Genomic DNA, 19,177 nt, shown 5'->3' with positions numbered 1-19,177 from the left:
ACCCAGAAACGCTGTGGTAATTTTTTTGGAGAATTGAAAATCCAATAAAATTTAATAATAAGAATTATGAAAAAGGCTTTTTTATTTTTGCTTTTAATACTCAATCAGGTAGCTGTAATTGGCCAAACGGTTAATTATACCGCTTCAACAAATATAATTGCCAATCCGGAAAGAGGTTTACAAAAATATTCTATAACTGCTGCTAATTATGCAACAACAGTTGGTGCAAATAATCTCTCAGTTGCAACTTTAAATGGCTGGAAAAACAGTGCTGACAAAGTAACTGTTGTGTACAGATATTTTATATTAAGTGCTTTTATGACTTCAAATATTAATGCAACTTATCTAAATAATCTGCAAACTGATTTTAATAATATAAGGACTGCAGGACTTAAAGTTATTATTAGATTTTCCTATTCTGATTCAGAAGGAACACAGGCCCAGCAACCAACAAAAGCTCAAATATTAACCCATATTTCGCAACTTTCTTCCTTACTAAACAACAATAAAGATGTTATTTTTTCCCATCAAGCTGGATTTATTGGCACTTGGGGTGAATGGTATTATACAAACTCAACCGAATTTGGAACCGAAGACGCAATATCTACAACACAATGGAATAATAGAAAAGAAATTGTAGATGCAATGTTAGCAAATACTCCAATTGAAATTCCAATTCAGGTTAGATATGTTGGAATAAAACAGACAATGTACGGAACAACCCAGTTAACAGCAGCTACTGCCTATCAAGCAACACCAAATGCCAGAATAGGTTTTTATAATGATGCTTTTCTAAATAATTATGGTGATATGGGAACATATAGTACTGATAACGAATGTACTAATCCTGTCGGCACAGCAGAGTATAACTATTTATCTAATGAAACGAAATATTTGCCAATGACCGGAGAAACCAATGGATTAAACCCTTGTAATAGTGGTTTTCGGACTACTGGTGCAAATGCTATTTATGAAATGGGACTGACAAACTGGACTACTTTAAACAGAGATTATCACCCGGACTTTTGGAATCAAATAACGGCAAATCAATATGATCAAATACTTAAAAATTTGGGGTATAGATTTATTATAAATTCTTCTACAGTAACGTCAAATGGGTCAAACTTTGATTTGAATTTAGCGATTACAAATGAAGGTTTTGCGAGACCTTTTAAGCAACGAGATGTTTATTTGGTAATGAAAAACACCGCGACGAATTCAGTAACAACTTATATAGTAAATACTGACATAAGAACCTGGGAAAATTCAATCTCTATTACCCAAAATTTTAATCCAGGAATAACAGGCACATTTCAATTATATCTTTGGATGCCTGATAAAGCACCTTCACTATCTTCAAATTCAGATTATAGTATTCAATTTGCAAATAGTGGCACTTGGGAATCAACAACGGGTTACAACAATTTATTACAAACAATTACCCTAAGCCCACTTGGAATAGAAGATTTTGATATTAAAAATAAATTATCAATCTATCCAAACCCTTCATCAAATTTTATAACTGTTCAAACAGCTGGTTATGAAAAAGAAGAAATCCAAATTTACAATGCTATCGGACAATTAATTCAAACAGCAACTATCTCAAATAATGATAGAATAGATGTTTCCGGATTTATAAATGGAATATATATTATTCGCTTAAAAAATAATCCATCAATTTCCTCTAAATTTATTAAATTATAATTAAAAGAACTATCGTTGTTTAATGATAAATTATTGGCGGGTAGTTTGGTATGACTTCGGTAAGAATCGGATAATTATTTCGTAAATTTTTAAAGATTTAACCAAAATTCTGTAACCGAAAGACACGATTTACAAGTTACATTTGGATAAACTATACAATATCCAAATGAACACAACAAAACTTATCGGAGCAGCATTAATCATATTGAGCTTGTCATTAGCCTATATCGGGATAAATAAAATTGCTGACAATACAGCTCAGATTATTTTTTTAGGAATGAAAATAGATGTTTCCAATGAATCCAGTAAACAACAGGGTTATATGTATATTGGAGCTGCGATTCTGCTTTTTGCAGGCGGAGTCTATACCTTAAAATCTAAAAGTTAATAGAACTAATACTCAAACTTCCCAAACTCACTTTCAATAGTGAGTTTCTTGTTTTCACTGGCTTCTACTCTACCCACAATTTGGGCATCAACGCCAAAAGATTTTGAGATTTTGATAATGTCCTGGGAAATTTCGTTAGGAACATATAATTCCATACGGTGACCGCAGTTAAAGACTTGGTACATTTCTTTCCAATCCGTTTTTGATTGTTCCTGTATCAATTTAAAAAGTGGTGGCGCCGGAAATAAATTGTCTTTTATCACATGAACATTATCCACAAAATGCAGCACTTTGGTTTGCGCTCCACCAGAACAATGCACCATTCCGTGAATGTCGTTTGGAGTGTATTTGCTTAAAATTTCTTTGATAATTGGCGCGTAAGTTCGCGTTGGAGATAACACTAGTTTTCCGGCGTCAATTGGAGAGTTTTTTACTTCGTCCGTGAGTTTTGTGTTTCCGGAATAAACCAAATCATTTGGCACCGAACTGTCAAAACTTTCCGGGTATTTATCGGCAAGATATTTGGCAAAAACATCATGACGTGCCGATGTTAATCCGTTGCTTCCCATTCCGCCGTTATAACTTTTTTCATATTTGGCCTGACCGAAAGAAGCCAAACCAACAATTACGTCGCCGGCTTTGATATTCGCATTGTCAATCACATCGCTGCGTTTCATTCGGGCAGTAACGGTTGAATCTACGATTATGGTTCTGACCAAATCGCCAACATCGGCAGTTTCACCGCCAGTTGAATGAATGGTTACACCAAAAGTCTTTAGCTCGGCAATCAATTCTTCGGTTCCGTTGATAATCGCAGAAAGGACTTCACCCGGAATCAGGTTTTTGTTTCTTCCGATGGTAGAGGAAAGCATGATATTATCAGTCGCTCCAACGCAAAGTAAATCGTCAATATTCATAATCAAAGCATCCTGCGCTATGCCCTTCCAAACGGAAATATCGCCGGTTTCTTTCCAATACAAATACGCTAAAGACGATTTTGTTCCGGCACCATCGGCATGCATAATGAGACAATAATTGTCATCATTAGTCAGATAATCGGGAACAATTTTGCAAAAAGCTTTGGGAAATAATCCTTTGTCGATGTTTTTAATAGCGTTGTGGACATCTTCTTTGGAAGCCGAAACTCCACGAAGATTGTAACGTTGACTGTTATCGGAACTCATTTGTTGTAGTTAGTTGTGTGCCGCAAAGATAAAATTTATTTCTCAACGATTAGAATTTCTACGCGACGGTTTTCATCTTCTTCTGCTTGGTTTTGCTCTGGAATTTTATGAATAGGTCGCAACACACCATAACCCACGAACTTCATCCTTTTTCTGTCGATTTTATTCCGCAACAAATAATTGTAAATTGCCCGGGCTCGAGCCGTGGAAATATTGGCTACATCATTAACCATTTGACAACAAATATGGCCTTGTATTTCAATTTTAAGTTTCGGGTTTTCCTGCATAGCGCAAAGCAAATCATACAAACTAGTTTCTGACTTTGGTACAATACGCGCCGAATTATTGAAGAAATAAATATTAGGTAACTTAACGGTTTCGCCTACTTTCGAATTTCGCATTTGCCTGGTGAATTCGCTTTCGACAATTTTCGGAGCGATTTCCGAATAAAAAATAGTCACTCTTCTGTTCTCTGCCTGAACTTTGGATTGTTTAAAATCTTTACCATAAGCTATCTTATCCAGATTTTTGCTGAACTTTAAACCGCTTTTTTCCAATAATTCACGTACACTCTCGATACGTCTTTCGGCCAGATGTTTGTTATAGTTTTTGGTATCAATACTATCGCAAAAGCCTAACAATTTGGTAATTTCAATCTCTTTGTTTTTGGCAATCCATTCGTTGAGTGTCAAAATGGACGTTGGATTTGGAAAATCTTTATTGAAATCAAAAAAGACTTCCACTTGTTTTTGCCCCAACGATTTGAGAGAAACCAGAAAAAACAATACGACGATTTTTAATTTCATTATTTATTTACAATTAAGATTTCTACTCTGCGGTTGGCAGCTCTTTCTTTTACATTTCTTTCTGGTATCTTATAAATCGGATTATTGCTTCCGTAACCTCTGAACGCTAATCGATCTATATTAACTCCGTATTTTGTCAAGTATTTCAGAATAACCAAAGCTCTTCTATAGGATAATTTGGTGTCATTCGGATTTGGATTACAGCAAATATGTCCGTGAATTTCAATTACCATCTTTGGATTATTCATCATAATATCAAGCAATTCATCCAAAAGCGGCAGCGATTCATCCATCACTCTTTCGGAATTAAAATAAAAATTGATATTATTTATTCTAACTAAATCGCCTTTTTTGGCTTTATCAAATTTTGATTCTAATGTTGCTCTTTCTTCTTCAACAAGTGCAACCTTATCGGCAACCTCTAATATGTCTTCCTCTTCTTTTGTTTCAGGAGCCGCAACTTCTTTAGCTCGTCCTCTTCCAAAAGGACCATCAGGAATTGTTTGCACATTTTTTGTCTCTGTATTTTTTTCTTTTATCAGATTGTAAAACACTTCTACTTTCCTGTTCTCACTTTGATTTTTAGAATATTTAAAATCCTCACCAAATGATTTTAGCGCTACTTTATCCGAAACTTTTATATTGTTTTTAGTTAAAAACTCCACTATCGAATTCACTCTTCGCATGGCTAAGTCTTTGTTATACTTACTGTCGTCAACACTATCGCAATAGCCTAAAACTTTGGTGATTTCAGCTGTTTTATTATCTAAAACCCATTGGTCTATTTTAATTTGTGATGCTTCATTTGGGACATCTTTATTGAAATCAAAAAAAACATCAAGCTTATTTTGGCCAAAACCATATAACGAAAATAGTGAAATACAGAGTATATAAATCTTTTGCATGTTAATTTTCTACAATTAAAATTTCTACTCTTCGATTGGCAGCACGTTCGTTTTCATCTTTTTCGGGCAATGGATGAATGGGTTGTGAACTTCCAAAACCTTTATAAGACAAGCGCTCTTTTTGGATTTCATTATGCACTAAAAAATTATAAATGGCTTTGGCGCGTTGCGTTGACAAATCGGCTCTGTCAACAGGCATGCAGCACAAATGTCCATGAATTTCGATTTTCAAATTTGGATTTTTTTGAAGTACCAAAAGCAACTCATACATTTTTCCGCGGGATTCATTAACAACTGCAAACGTGTTGATAACAAAATTCAGGTTTTCGATTTTGAGTTTTTCTCCCGATTTGGCTTCCCCGACTTTCTTCATAAAAGCGCGGTCGAGTTTAAATTCAGACTTGGTTCCGTTTGGATTTTCGAAGACTAATTTTTCGGGATAAACTATTTCCGGCTTGGGTTTTTCTTCGACGATTTCCTTTCTAATTCCGAGGATTTCATCTTCGCGTGCTAAGTCTTTTTCGAGTATATAATAAATGATAACTCTGCGATTTTCTGCTTTGTTTTTGGATTGTTCAAAGCTTTCGCCAAAACTTCTGGTCTTAAAATCTTCTCTGATTTTGATTTGGTTTTTGACCGTATTAAAAATACAATTTACGCGTTTTTGGGCTAAAGTATCGTTGAAACCACTGGTTCCGTCTTCGTCTGTAAAACCGTGAATGGCTACTATTTTATTGTTCTTGTTTTCGGAAATCCAGGCACTTAGTTTTGTGTTTTCTTTGGTATTTAATTCAAACTTATTACTCTCAAAATACACAGTGAATTTCTCTTGAGCATAGCAAGTGACTATTGAAATTAAAAAGAAAAAAAAACTAAAATATGTTTTCATAGGTTAAAAAAACAATCGAAAGTTACGTAAAAATGTTTGGAGTAATCAAAAATAAGACCAAGAATATGTAGAAAAAAATTACATTTAGTAACGGTGAAAAAAAATCCCGCTCAATGAACGGGATTTTTTAGCCCTGATGGAAGCGGCATCCTTTTTATAAATTGTCCACGGGTTAAAACCCGTGGCAATTTATAAAAAGATACAGCGAACAGCAGGAATAGCTACTAATAATATTTATCTAGTAAACAGTAACTCTCTGTATTTTGTCAATGTCCAAATTTCGTCATCAACCAAAAGTTCCAGTTTATCGCAATGCGCTCTGATTACATCAAAGTATGGTTTTACTTTGTCGCAATATGATTCTGCCATTTTCTGAGCATCGGTTAAGGCATTAGCTTTTTTACGTGCTTCGGTCATTGCTTCGACATTAGAATTAATTCCTTCAATGTGACCAGAGATTTCTTTGATTAAAGAGATTTGTTCTTTAGCTAGTTTTTCGAAATCTTTTCCGAATATTTCTTTCAATCCGCGAGCGTTTTCAATCAGCGTATTTTGGTAGCGAATCGCTGTTGGAATAACATGATTACGTGCAATATCTCCAAGAACTCTTCCTTCAATTTGGATTTTCTTAGTGTATTCTTCCAATTCAATTTCGTAACGCGCTTCCACTTCAACGTGATTCATTACATTCAAATCTTTGAATAAATCCAATGCTTTTTTAGAAACCTTAGCTTTCAAAGCCGTTGGTGTTGTTTTATGATTGCTCAATCCACGTCTTTTGGCTTCTTTTTCCCAAGCTTCGCTATAACCATCACCTTCAAAAAGGATATTTTTTGTCTCTTTAATATATTCTCTCAATACATTAAAAATCGCTTCGTCTTTCTTTAAATCTTTTTTCTCAATTAAGGCATCTACTTCTTTTTTGAAATCTATTAATTGTTTGGCCACAATAGAATTCAGAGTTGTCATCGCATTAGCGCAGTTTGCAGATGAGCCCACAGCACGGAACTCAAATTTATTTCCGGTAAAGGCAAAAGGCGATGTTCTGTTTCTATCGGTATTATCCAAAATTACTTCCGGAATCTTACCTACAACATTCAGTTTTAAATCTGTTTTTTCTTCCGGAGATAACTTCCCTTTTGTTACACTTTCTAATTCAGCTAAAACTTTTGTCAATTGTTGTCCGATGAAAACTGAGATAATGGCCGGTGGTGCTTCATTTGCTCCTAATCTATGATCGTTACTCGCTGTTGCAATGGCTGCGCGAAGTAATTCTTCATATTCCTGAACTGCTTTTATTGTATTAATAAAAAACGACAAGAATTGTAAGTTGCTCATTGGTGTTTTTCCCGGAGAAAGCAAGTTTACTCCAGTATCCGTTGCCATTGACCAGTTGTTATGTTTCCCTGAACCGTTTACACCTTGAAAAGGTTTTTCATGGAACAGCACTTTAAAATCATGGCGCTCACCCACTTTTGACATTACATCCATTAATAGTGAATTATGGTCAACAGCTAAATTGGTTTCTTCAAAAATTGGAGCCAGCTCAAATTGGTTTGGCGCTACTTCGTTATGACGCGTTTTAACCGGAATTCCGAGTAACATACATTCTTCTTCCAACTCTCTCATATAATTTAGAGCACGAGATGGAATTGAACCAAAATAATGATCATCTAATTGTTGTCCTTTTGCCGAAGTATGACCAAGTAAAGTTCTGCCTGTCATAACGATATCCGGACGGGAATTTGCCAAAGAAGCATCAACCAAAAAATATTCTTGTTCCCAACCTAAAGTGGCTGTTACTTTTTTTACGTTTTTATCAAAATATTTGCAAACGTCAACAGCGGCTTCATCAACTGCATTTAACGCACGCAAAAGTGGTGTTTTATAATCTAAAGCTTCACCTGTATAGGAGATGAAAACAGTAGGAATACACAAAGTTGTTCCAAAAATAAATGCCGGAGAAGTTGGATCCCAAGCAGTATATCCACGCGCTTCGAATGTATTTCTGATTCCGCCATTTGGAAAAGAAGAAGCATCTGGTTCTTGTTGTACTAATTGGCCACCACCAAATTTTTCAAAAACTTCTAAACCATCATAAGAAGTTTCAAAAAAGGCATCATGTTTTTCAGCAGTTGTTCCTGTCAATGGTTGAAACCAATGTGTATAATGAGTTACCCCTTTTGTCAAAGCCCATTCTTTCATTCCCATCGCAATGTAATCGGCAAGCTTTCTATCAATTTTAGTTCCGTGCTGCACCGCGTCTTTTACACCTTTGTGCGCATCTGCAGTTAAGAACTGCTTCATCGCTTTATCATTAAATACATTTGAACCAAAAAGATCTGATTTTCTTCCGGATTCTTCAAACTTTACAGGTTTTCTACCTGATGCATCTTTTAATGCCTGAAAACGTAATGTTGCCATAAACTCAAATTTTAAATAGTTTTAATATAGTTTTAAAATTAAAAAGCAAAAGTAACAAACTATGTCTAAAAACAAATCTTTAATATTGTTAAATTATATTTTTTTGACAAAAAAAATGATATTTTATCAATTTACCCCCATTAAAAATACCGTTCTAGCAAAAATATTTGTTACTATAATAATAAATACCCTCTAATATTTGCCAAATAAAAAATTATTCTATTTTTGCTATTGAGTTACAATTACAAATTAATTTATATAATATGGCTAAAATAAAATTAGAATATCTTTGGTTAGATGGTTACGAGCCAACACAAAATTTAAGAAGTAAAACCAAAGTAGAAGAGCATGAAAATTTTAAAGGAACTATAGCAGAAATTGAGAATTGGTCATTTGATGGATCATCCACAAAACAAGCTGATGGAGGTTCGTCAGATTGTGTTTTAGTACCGGTTGCTATTTATCCGGATCCAACTCGAATAAACGGATACTTGGTAATGTGTGAAGTTTTGAATGCTGATGGAACTCCGCACTCATCTAACGGTAGAGCAACAATTGATGATGATAATGATGATTTCTGGTTTGGATTTGAACAAGAGTATTTCATCATGGATACTAAAACTCAATTACCATTAGGATTCCCTATTGGAGGTTATCCAGCACCACAAGGTTTATACTACTGCTCAGTTGGCGGAAAAAATACTCACGGAAGAAAATTAGTTGAAGAGCATGCTGATTTATGCATTGCAGCTGGGTTAAACTTTGAAGGTATTAATCAGGAAGTTGCTTGTGGACAATGGGAGTTTCAATTATTTGCTAAAGGAGCCAAAAAAGCAGGAGATGAAATTTGGGTTGCACGATACTTATTAGATCGTTTGACCGAAAAATATGGTTACTATATTGAATACCATCCAAAACCTCTAGGAAAAGATATGGACTGGAATGGTTCTGGTATGCACGCTAACTTCTCTAATTCTGTATTAAGAACATGTGGTGACAAAGCTGTTTACGATAAAATATGCGAGGCTTTCCGACCAGTAGTTCTCGAGCATATAGCGGTTTATGGCGCCTATAATGATCAAAGATTAACGGGTAAGCACGAAACGGCTTCAATTCATGATTTTTCTTATGGTGTTTCAGACAGAGGAGCTTCAATTAGAATTCCAATTGCAACAGTACAAAGAGGATGGAAAGGTTATCTTGAAGATAGAAGACCTGCATCTAATGGTGACCCATACAAAATTGCTTCAAGAATTATAAAAACTGTAAAATCCGCATTATAAATATTTGTTTAGTTTTAGTAAAAAGTGTCTTCATTCATGAAGGCACTTTTTTTTGCTTAAAACCTGTAAACTATCTTTCTTTAAATTTCTTTCAAATTCTAAAAATCAAAAAAGTATCTTTGGCAATCTATAAATACTTTATTTTATGATTGTTTGGATATTATTCTTTGCCGCTATTTTTATTTTTCTTGCTTTAGATTTAGGTGTATTTAATAAAACACCACATATTATTAGCTCAAAAGAGGCCGGAATTTGGACCGGAGTTTGGGTTACGCTTTCTTTTGCTTTTTCGGGAGTTGTAAATTGGTTGTACAGTAATGAATACATTGCAAATCCAACAGGAATAAAACCAGCTGTAGCCACTATAAAATATATCACCGGTTATCTTATAGAATTATCATTAAGCATTGACAACATATTTATAATAGCCATAATTTTTGCTTCCTTTAGAATTCCTCAAAAATACCAACATCGTATTTTATTTTGGGGAATATTAGGTGCTATTGGTTTTAGAGGACTGATGATTTTCTTTGGTGTTATATTGATAAACAAATTCAGTTGGATGACTTATTTGTTTGGAGCATTCTTACTCTTTACTGCTTTTAAAATGTTATTCAAAAAAAGCGAAGAAGAGTATAATCCAAAGAAATCATTTGTATACAGAGTAATTGGTAAAGTTATACCGATAACAAGCCATATGGAGAAAGAGCATTTTTTTACAAAAATCAACAACATAAATCACGCAACTCCTCTTTTTGTTGCTTTGCTGGTAATTGAAGTAATGGATATGCTATTTGCTTTAGATAGTGTTCCTGCCATTTTAGCCATCACATCTGATCCCTTTTTAGTTTTTAGTTCTAATATTTTTGCTATACTTGGATTGCGTTCCATGTATTTCTTTTTGGCAAATATGTTGGAAAAATTTAGCTGTCTTGAATACAGTTTAATAGCCATCCTTACTTTTGTTGGAATTAAAATGTTAGTAGTTCATCACTATAAATTCCCTGAATGGGTTTCGTTGAGCTTTATTGCTTTGTCACTTTTAGTAGGCATAATCATTTCTATTAAGAGAAGTCAAATAGAAGATTAAGAAAATTTACAGCTGAAATTATATTAGATAAGTTCCATCATTATAGTTAATCCTGAATTATTTTAATGTGCATAATGCATTTGGCTCTCTTAACAACTTTCTTAATAGGGTTTAATTAATGGCAATCATAAACATAATAAAAGCAAAAAACCCTTTCCAATAATGGAAAGGGTTTTCTATTTAAAATTTAATTACTAATTATCTTTTAATCACACGTTGAGTTTTTACTTCTTCTCCTTGTGTAACAATCACATTGTAAACTCCAGCTGGATAATTACCACCTATCTCTAATGTTTCAGCATTAGTAACTTTAACATTATTAGTTTGCAACAATCTTCCTAGCATATCGAATACTTTCACATTCAAGTCTGCATCATTGCTTGTTTTAACATCAATTTTGAAGTTGTCTGCAAATGGATTAGGATAAGCTATCACTGATAAACCATTCATTACAGGTTGGTTTTTAGCAACAGGTGCAGGTCTTGCTGGGCATGGAGCCACATTCCATCCAACGAATATTTTACATTCATCGAAAACATTATTTAATGCATCTACAGCAGCATTAATAGCTGAAAGACCTACGCCTCCTTCTGTACCTATAACACCATCGGCATTACCTAAAGCACGGTTTGCTAAATCTATTAATCCGTCTACTGTTTTGTCACCATTACCATTTGGAGTAATAGCATTGACTACAGCAGCACTAATTGTTTTGTATGTGTATTCGTTGGTAGTATTTATCCACACACCGAACTCATCATAGTGACCACAAACTCTCTCTGTAGCTGTAGTAGAACCACAACCACCTTCAGGCTCTGCTGTTGCAATAGTACCTGCTTGTAAAACAAAATCGCTTAAATCTGAAGCATCTTCAGAATGTATACCTCCATTTAATACTAACGTAATAGTTTGAGAAAGTAATACATTATTAATTCTTCCAGAATGTAAATAAGATGCTGGTAATGAACATATATTAACATCTCCAACTTTTAGTTCTTTTGCACCACCACCACCAGGTAATCTGTCTATAATACAATCTACAGCACTTGGTGAATTCATTACAACTGAACGGCCAGGTCTACCAATAGTAACTGTACCTCCAAGATTTGTCAAGATTTGTGCAATCATTCCGGCAGTTGTATAACCTCCTGTTGTTCCGTCACACATTGCACCACCTGCTGAACCATAAGCTCCTTGGGTATAAGTACAAAACTGATCACAAGGGATTAATTCAACCGTAATTTGTGCACTATCTTCACATCCATTTGCATCTCTAACAGTAACGGTATGTGAACCACTATTTAAATTTGCAAAAGTGTATGGAGAACTTTGTTCTGTAAATGGACCAGCGTCTATACTTACGGTATATGTGCCGGTTCCTCCTGAGAAAGTAGCCTCAATACTACCATTTCCACCATTTTCACACTCTTCAGGTTGTGACGTTAATGACAACTCAACTTCTGTTGGAACTGTAATAGTCACTTGCTCTGAATCAGTACATCCGTTTACATCGGTAGCTACGATAGTGTAAACGCCTGCTGCCAATCCCGTTGCCGGTGAAGTAGCTGCATTTCCGTTTACTGTATAAGTACTTTCACCTGTTCCACCTGTTGCACTGAACGTGATTGAACCTGTACCTCCAAAACATAATGGGTCTGTTCCCTGAGCTATTAAAACAACTTCAGTTGGAACTGTAATAGTCACCTGCTCTGTATCGGTACATCCGTTAACATCGGTAGCCACAATAGTATAAACTCCTGCTGCCAATCCCGTTGCCGGTGAAGTAGCTGCATTTCCGTTTACAGTATAGGTTTTAGCTCCTGTTCCGCCTGTAGCACTGAACGTGATTGAACCTGTACCTCCAAAACATGGTGGGTTAGTTCCCTGAGCGGTTAGATTAACTGCTGTTGGAATAGTAATAGTCACCTGTTCTGTATCAGTACAACCATTTACATCGGTAGCCACAATAGTATAAACGCCTGCTGCCAATCCCGTTGCCGGTGAAGTAGCTGCATTTCCGTTTACAGTATATGTTTTAGCTCCTGTTCCGCCTGTTGCACTGAACGTAATTGAACCTGTACCTCCAAAACATGGTGGGTTAGTTCCCTGAGCTGTTAAGTTAACTGCTGTTGGGATAGTAATAGTCACCTGCTCTGTATCAGTACATCCGTTTACATCGGTAGCCACGATAGTGTAAACGCCTGCTGCCAATCCCGTTGCCGGTGAAGTAGCTGCATTTCCGTTTACGGTATATGTTTTAGCTCCTGTTCCGCCTGTAGCACTGAACGTAATTGAACCTGTACCTCCGAAACATGGTGGGTTAGTTCCCTGAGCGGTTAAGTTAACTGCTGTTGGAACTGTAATCGTTACCTGTTCTGTATCAGTACATCCGTTTACATCGGTAGCCACAATAGTATAAACTCCTGCTGCCAATCCCGTTGCCGGTGAAGTAGCTGCATTTCCGTTTACAGTATATGTTTTAGCTCCTGTTCCGCCTGTAGCACTAAACGTGATTGAACCTGTACCTCCGAAACATGGTGGGTTAGTTCCCTGAGCGGTTAAGTTAACTGCTGTTGGGATAGTAATAGTCACCTGTTCTGTATCAGTACAGCCATTTACATCGGTAGCCACGATAGTGTAAACGCCTGCTGCCAATCCCGTTGCCGGTGATGTAGCTGCATTTCCGTTTACGGTATACGTTTTAGCTCCTGTTCCGCCTGTTGCACTGAACGTAATTGAACCTGTACCTCCAAAACATGGTGGGTTAGTTCCCTGAGCTGTTAAGTTAACTGCTGTTGGGATAGTAATAGTCACCTGCTCTGTATCAGTACATCCGTTTACATCGGTAGCCACGATAGTGTAAACGCCTGCTGCCAATCCCGTTGCCGGTGAAGTAGCTGCATTTCCGTTTACGGTATATGTTTTAGCTCCTGTTCCGCCTGTAGCACTGAACGTAATTGAACCTGTACCTCCGAAACATGGTGGGTTAGTTCCCTGAGCGGTTAAGTTAACTGCTGTTGGAACTGTAATCGTTACCTGTTCTGTATCAGTACATCCGTTTACATCGGTAGCCACAATAGTATAAACTCCTGCTGCCAATCCCGTTGCGGGTGATGTAGCTGCGTTTCCGTTTACAGTATATGTTTTAGCTCCTGTTCCGCCTGTAGCACTGAACGTAATTGAACCTGTACCTCCAAAACATGGTGGATTAGTTCCCTGAGCGGTTAGATTAACTGCTGTTGGGATAGTAATAGTCACCTGTTCTGTATCAGTACAACCATTTACATCGGTAGCCACAATAGTGTAAACTCCTGCTGCCAATCCCGTTGCCGGTGATGTAGCTGCATTTCCGTTTACGGTATACGTTTTAGCTCCTGTTCCGCCTGTAGCACTAAACGTGATTGAACCTGTACCTCCGAAACATGGTGGGTTAGTTCCCTGAGCGGTTAGATTAACTGCTGTTGGGATAGTAATCGTTACCTGTTCTGTATCAGTACAGCCATTTACATCGGTAGCCACGATAGTGTAAACGCCTGCTGCCAATCCCGTTGCCGGTGAAGTAGCTGCATTTCCGTTTACGGTATATGTTTTAGCTCCTGTTCCGCCTGTAGCACTGAACGTGATTGAACCTGTACCTCCGAAACATGGTGGGTTAGTTCCCTGAGCGGTTAGATTAACTGCTGTTGGAATAGTAATAGTCACCTGTTCTGTATCAGTACAGCCGTTTACATCGGTAGCCACAATAGTATAAACTCCTGCTGCCAATCCCGTTGCCGGTGAAGTAGCTGCATTTCCGTTTACAGTATAGGTTTTAGCTCCTGTTCCGCCTGTAGCACTGAACGTGATTGAACCTGTACCTCCGAAACATGGTGGGTTAGTTCCCTGAGCGGTTAGATTAACTGCTGTTGGAACTGTTATCGTTACCTGCTCTGTATCAGTACAACCATTTACATCGGTAGCCACAATAGTGTAAACGCCTGCTGCCAATCCCGTTGCCGGTGAAGTAGCTGCATTTCCGTTTACGGTATAGGTTTTAGCTCCTGTTCCGCCTGTAGCACTGAACGTGATTGAACCTGTACCTCCGAAACATGGTGGGTTAGTTCCCTGAGCGGTTAGATTAACTGCTGTTGGGATAGTAATAGTCACCTGTTCTGTATCAGTACATCCGTTTACATCGGTAGCCACGATAGTGTAAACGCCTGCTGCCAATCCCGTTGCCGGTGAAGTAGCTGCATTTCCGTTTACGGTATATGTTTTAGCTCCTGTTCCGCCTGTAGCACTGAACGTGATTGAACCCGTACCTCCAAAACATGGTGGATTAGTTCCCTGAGCGGTTAGATTAACTGCTGTTGGAACTGTAATCGTTACCTGCTCTGTATCAGTACATCCACTAGCATCGGTAGCCACGATAGTGTAAACGCCTGCTGCCAATCCCGTTGCCGGTGAAGTAGCTGCGTTTCCGTTTACAGTATACGTTATAGTTCCTGTTCCGCCTGTAGCACTGAACGTAATTGAACCTGTACCTCCAAAACATGGTGGATTAGTTCCCTGAGCGGTTAAGTTAACTCCTGTTGGGATAGTAATCGTTACCTGTTCTGTATCAGTACAGCCATTTACATCGGTAGCCACGATAGTGTAAACGCCTGCTGCCAATCCCGTTGCCGGTGATGTAGCTGCATTTCCGTTTACAGTATATGTTTTAGCTCCTGTTCCGCCTGTTGCACTGAACGTAATTGAACCTGTACCTCCAAAACATGGTGGGTTAGTTCCCTGAGCTGTTAAGTTAACTGCTGTTGGGATAGTAATAGTCACCTGCTCTGTATCAGTACATCCGTTTACATCGGTAGCCACGATAGTGTAAACGCCTGCTGCCAATCCCGTTGCCGGTGAAGTAGCTGCATTTCCGTTTACGGTATATGTTTTAGCTCCTGTTCCGCCTGTAGCACTGAACGTAATTGAACCTGTACCTCCGAAACATGGTGGGTTAGTTCCCTGAGCGGTTAAGTTAACTGCTGTTGGAACTGTAATCGTTACCTGTTCTGTATCAGTACATCCGTTTACATCGGTAGCCACAATAGTATAAACTCCTGCTGCCAATCCCGTTGCCGGTGAAGTAGCTGCATTTCCGTTTACAGTATATGTTTTAGCTCCTGTTCCGCCTGTAGCACTAAACGTGATTGAACCTGTACCTCCGAAACATGGTGGGTTAGTTCCCTGAGCGGTTAAGTTAACTGCTGTTGGGATAGTAATAGTCACCTGTTCTGTATCAGTACAGCCATTTACATCGGTAGCCACGATAGTGTAAACGCCTGCTGCCAATCCCGTTGCCGGTGATGTAGCTGCATTTCCGTTTACGGTATACGTTTTAGCTCCTGTTCCGCCTGTTGCACTGAACGTAATTGAACCTGTACCTCCAAAACATGGTGGGTTAGTTCCCTGAGCTGTTAAGTTAACTGCTGTTGGGATAGTAATAGTCACCTGCTCTGTATCAGTACATCCGTTTACATCGGTAGCCACGATAGTGTAAACGCCTGCTGCCAATCCCGTTGCCGGTGAAGTAGCTGCATTTCCGTTTACGGTATATGTTTTAGCTCCTGTTCCGCCTGTAGCACTGAACGTAATTGAACCTGTACCTCCGAAACATGGTGGGTTAGTTCCCTGAGCGGTTAAGTTAACTGCTGTTGGAACTGTAATCGTTACCTGTTCTGTATCAGTACATCCGTTTACATCGGTAGCCACAATAGTATAAACTCCTGCTGCCAATCCCGTTGCGGGTGATGTAGCTGCGTTTCCGTTTACAGTATATGTTTTAGCTCCTGTTCCGCCTGTAGCACTGAACGTAATTGAACCTGTACCTCCAAAACATGGTGGATTAGTTCCCTGAGCGGTTAGATTAACTGCTGTTGGGATAGTAATAGTCACCTGTTCTGTATCAGTACAACCATTTACATCGGTAGCCACAATAGTGTAAACTCCTGCTGCCAATCCCGTTGCCGGTGATGTAGCTGCATTTCCGTTTACGGTATACGTTTTAGCTCCTGTTCCGCCTGTAGCACTAAACGTGATTGAACCTGTACCTCCGAAACATGGTGGGTTAGTTCCCTGAGCGGTTAAGTTAACTGCTGTTGGAACTGTAATCGTTACCTGTTCTGTATCAGTACATCCGTTTACATCGGTAGCCACAATAGTATAAACTCCTGCTGCCAATCCCGTTGCGGGTGATGTAGCTGCGTTTCCGTTTACAGTATACGTTTTAGCTCCAGTTCCGCCTGTAGCACTGAACGTGATTGAACCTGTACCTCCAAAACATGGTGGGTTAGTTCCCTGAGCGGTTAATTCAACAGCAGTTGGAACTGTAATAGTCACCTGCTCTGTATCTGTACAACCGTTAACGTCGGTAGCCACGATAGTGTAAACTCCTGCTGCCAATCCCGTTGCCGGTGAAGTAGCTGCATTTCCGTTTACAGTATACGTTTTAGCTCCTGTTCCGCCTGTTGCGCTGAACGTTATTGAACCTGTACCTCCGAAACATAATGGGTCAGTTCCCTGAGCGGTTAAGTTAACAGCTGTTGGAACTGTAATCGTTACCTGTTCTGTATCAGTACAGCCGTTTACATCGGTAGCCACGATAGTATAAACGCCTGCTGCCAATCCCGTTGCCGGTGAAGTAGCTGCATTTCCGTTTACGGTATACGTTTTAGCTCCTGTTCCGCCTGTAGCACTGAACGTAATTGAACCTGCACCTCCAAAACATGGTGGATTAGTTCCCTGAGCGGTTAAGTTAACTGCTGTTGGAACTGTAATAGTCACCTGCTCTGAATCAGTACATCCGTTGGCATCTGTAGCGACAATAGTATAAACGCCTGCTGCTAATCCCGTTGCCGGTGAAGTAGCTGCATTTCCGTTTACGGTATATGTTATAGCTCCTGTTCCGCCTGTTGCACTGAACGTAATTGAACCTGTGCCTCCAAAACATGGTGGATTAGTTCCCTGAGCGGTTAGTTCAACAGCCGTTGGAGTCGAAACGACTCCTGAACCAGGATTCGATTCACAACCCGTTTCATTTGTAACAATAACAGAATAAGTTCCTGGTACACTAGTACTAAAAGTAGATACATTCCCCGGATCAGTCGCACCTGGCGGTACTGTCCATACATAAGTATATGTTCCAACTGGGTCAACGGTAGCAGTAACCTGAGCACTTCCTCCCGCACAAGTAATAGATGGTGAGTTAACAGTAACTACAGGAACATTTCCTAAAGTTCCGCCAACAAAGTCATCCAAAGAAGCAGTAACTGATTGTGATGATCTTGTTTCAAGTAAAACCGTTGCAGAACATGTAAAGTTCGTGTTTCCTCCAATTGTACTTAAATCTACAAAACCTTCATAAAATTCGTTTGTTTGATAATTTAAAGGTGTTCTAGGTAAAAATCCCCAACCAGCAGGAACCGGATAACTCGTAGCATTATTTTCAGCAACAACACTGGCTACGTTTGTAGTTTCTAAATTATTATTTGTATTAGGGACATATGAAGAACCAGGTGTAACAGGTTCTCCTCCTACCCATCTGTAAACAGATACTGTACCCAATCTACCACCACCGGTAAAATTGGCCAATACCAAAAGGTCTCCACGAACATGTGGCGGTTTAAAATTCTTTAATCCACCTTCGTCAACCGGGTGCGTTCCATTTAAATAGAACCAAAATCCAATCTGAGCATCCCCATTATTGGAAGTTCTGTCACCCGCAAATACTAAAAAGGTACCATTAAGTGTTACTTCCTCAAGGTCAGTATCAATGTATTTTACCTGATTGGCAAGTTGAAAAGCTCCATTGGCTATGTCATTTTTTGCCTTAGTCTGACTGATAGACCATTGTAAATCTACTGCAAAGAAGAAATCTTTGGAGCCGGTGGTAAATTGGTTATCCACCTGCCCGTTACCAAAGGCATCCTGCACATGCAGTGCACTTGCGTTACCGGACCAGTCTGCCGGATTACCGTCAACCGTAATAGTTTGCGCTGTCAAAAAGTTAGAAAATAAAAAAAGCACGAATAACATCGCAATGCTAATCATACCTTTATTTTTTATGCTGCCTCTGTCATCAGGGCAATCAGAATCCGTGGTGCTTGATTTGGAAAAATCAAACTTTAGACCACTTTCACCTTCATTTGTGACATAACTGTCACAACAGGGAAAACCAAAAAATTGTAGTAGTGTACTTTTTTTCATAATGTTTTTAGTATTAAAGTAATACCACATCATGAATAGGCTTGGTTTAGTATTTTAGGGTTAGGGTTAAATCAAATTATTTAACCAATCAAATTAGGAGTAGACTTTCAATAGGGATTATAAAATTATATAGAATTATAAATAAATGTTAAAAAAAACGTAAGTTTTCTACGAACAATCTGATTTCATCGACAAAGTGCATAAAATCGGTTAAAAACAAATTCGTTTTTAAGTTAATTTAAGTTTTTGTTAACTATTCTATGTTGAAAACA

General features: G+C 38.2%; 10 protein-coding genes. 4 read left to right on the top strand and 6 right to left on the bottom strand.

Annotated features, from left to right (window positions below; all coding sequences use genetic code 11):
• Positions 1-66 precede the first annotated feature (66 nt).
• A complete protein-coding gene (locus tag GS03_RS06380) occupies positions 67-1,704 on the top strand; it encodes a DUF4832 domain-containing protein (protein WP_136151720.1) in 1,638 nt (545 codons plus the stop codon).
• Between the two features lie 166 nt (positions 1,705-1,870).
• On the top strand, positions 1,871-2,092 hold the full coding sequence (locus GS03_RS06375; protein WP_136151719.1) for a hypothetical protein: 222 nt from the start codon (positions 1,871-1,873) through the stop codon (positions 2,090-2,092).
• Positions 2,093-2,097: 5 nt separating this feature from the next.
• On the opposite strand, the gene GS03_RS06370 is transcribed toward GS03_RS06375, so the two are convergent.
• The 5 genes from GS03_RS06370 to GS03_RS06350 form a co-directional block, all read right to left on the bottom strand.
• Entirely contained in the window at positions 2,098-3,276 is a 1,179-nt protein-coding gene (locus GS03_RS06370; protein WP_136151718.1) for an AIR synthase related protein, read from the bottom strand.
• Positions 3,277-3,311: 35 nt separating this feature from the next.
• Entirely contained in the window at positions 3,312-4,082 is a 771-nt protein-coding gene (locus tag GS03_RS06365) for an OmpA family protein (RefSeq protein WP_136151717.1), read from the bottom strand.
• Complete coding sequence (locus tag GS03_RS06360; RefSeq protein ID WP_136151716.1) at positions 4,082-4,987, bottom strand: OmpA family protein; 906 nt, start codon at positions 4,985-4,987, stop codon at positions 4,082-4,084. Before GS03_RS06360 ends, GS03_RS06365 begins: the two co-directional genes overlap by 1 nt.
• 1 nt (position 4,988) lies before the next feature.
• The gene (locus GS03_RS06355) at positions 4,989-5,876 is read right to left on the bottom strand and encodes an OmpA family protein (protein ID WP_136151715.1); all 888 of its coding nucleotides are present in this window, start codon (positions 5,874-5,876) and stop codon (positions 4,989-4,991) included.
• Positions 5,877-6,110: 234 nt separating this feature from the next.
• Positions 6,111-8,300, bottom strand: coding sequence for a glutamine synthetase III family protein (locus GS03_RS06350; RefSeq protein ID WP_136151714.1), 2,190 nt, complete (start codon positions 8,298-8,300; stop codon positions 6,111-6,113).
• A 263-nt stretch (positions 8,301-8,563) separates the two neighbouring features.
• On the opposite strand from GS03_RS06350, the gene GS03_RS06345 reads away from it, so the two are divergent.
• On the top strand, positions 8,564-9,583 hold the full coding sequence (locus tag GS03_RS06345; protein WP_136151713.1) for a glutamine synthetase beta-grasp domain-containing protein: 1,020 nt from the start codon (positions 8,564-8,566) through the stop codon (positions 9,581-9,583).
• 145 nt (positions 9,584-9,728) lie between these two features.
• Positions 9,729-10,673 (top strand): TerC/Alx family metal homeostasis membrane protein, encoded by a 945-nt coding sequence (locus GS03_RS06340; RefSeq protein WP_136151712.1) that lies wholly within the window; start codon positions 9,729-9,731, stop codon positions 10,671-10,673.
• 198 nt (positions 10,674-10,871) lie between these two features.
• Here the strand turns inward: GS03_RS06340 and GS03_RS06335 are convergent, their stop codons facing one another.
• On the bottom strand, positions 10,872-18,905 hold the full coding sequence (locus GS03_RS06335; protein ID WP_168710275.1) for a T9SS type A sorting domain-containing protein: 8,034 nt from the start codon (positions 18,903-18,905) through the stop codon (positions 10,872-10,874).
• Positions 18,906-19,177 lie beyond the last annotated feature (272 nt).

This window comes from Flavobacterium sangjuense (assembly GCF_004797125.1).
In the GTDB taxonomy this organism is placed as follows: domain Bacteria; phylum Bacteroidota; class Bacteroidia; order Flavobacteriales; family Flavobacteriaceae; genus Flavobacterium; species Flavobacterium sangjuense.
The sequence above is the reverse complement of the archived record's forward strand: the minus strand, read 5'-3'. Positions and strand labels throughout refer to the sequence as shown.

What these genes read in the sequence shown, in the direction of transcription:
- GS03_RS06335 (WP_168710275.1), bottom strand. Translation starts at nt 18,905, where the DNA reads ATGAAAAAAAGTACACTACTACAATTTTTTGGTTTTCCCTGTTGTGAC.
- GS03_RS06380 (WP_136151720.1), top strand. Translation starts at nt 67, where the DNA reads ATGAAAAAGGCTTTTTTATTTTTGCTTTTAATACTCAATCAGGTAGCT.
- GS03_RS06355 (WP_136151715.1), bottom strand. Translation starts at nt 5,876, where the DNA reads ATGAAAACATATTTTAGTTTTTTTTTCTTTTTAATTTCAATAGTCACT.
- GS03_RS06365 (WP_136151717.1), bottom strand. Translation starts at nt 4,082, where the DNA reads ATGAAATTAAAAATCGTCGTATTGTTTTTTCTGGTTTCTCTCAAATCG.
- GS03_RS06375 (WP_136151719.1), top strand. Translation starts at nt 1,871, where the DNA reads ATGAACACAACAAAACTTATCGGAGCAGCATTAATCATATTGAGCTTG.
- GS03_RS06345 (WP_136151713.1), top strand. Translation starts at nt 8,564, where the DNA reads ATGGCTAAAATAAAATTAGAATATCTTTGGTTAGATGGTTACGAGCCA.
- GS03_RS06340 (WP_136151712.1), top strand. Translation starts at nt 9,729, where the DNA reads ATGATTGTTTGGATATTATTCTTTGCCGCTATTTTTATTTTTCTTGCT.
- GS03_RS06360 (WP_136151716.1), bottom strand. Translation starts at nt 4,987, where the DNA reads ATGCAAAAGATTTATATACTCTGTATTTCACTATTTTCGTTATATGGT.
- GS03_RS06350 (WP_136151714.1), bottom strand. Translation starts at nt 8,300, where the DNA reads ATGGCAACATTACGTTTTCAGGCATTAAAAGATGCATCAGGTAGAAAA.
- GS03_RS06370 (WP_136151718.1), bottom strand. Translation starts at nt 3,276, where the DNA reads ATGAGTTCCGATAACAGTCAACGTTACAATCTTCGTGGAGTTTCGGCT.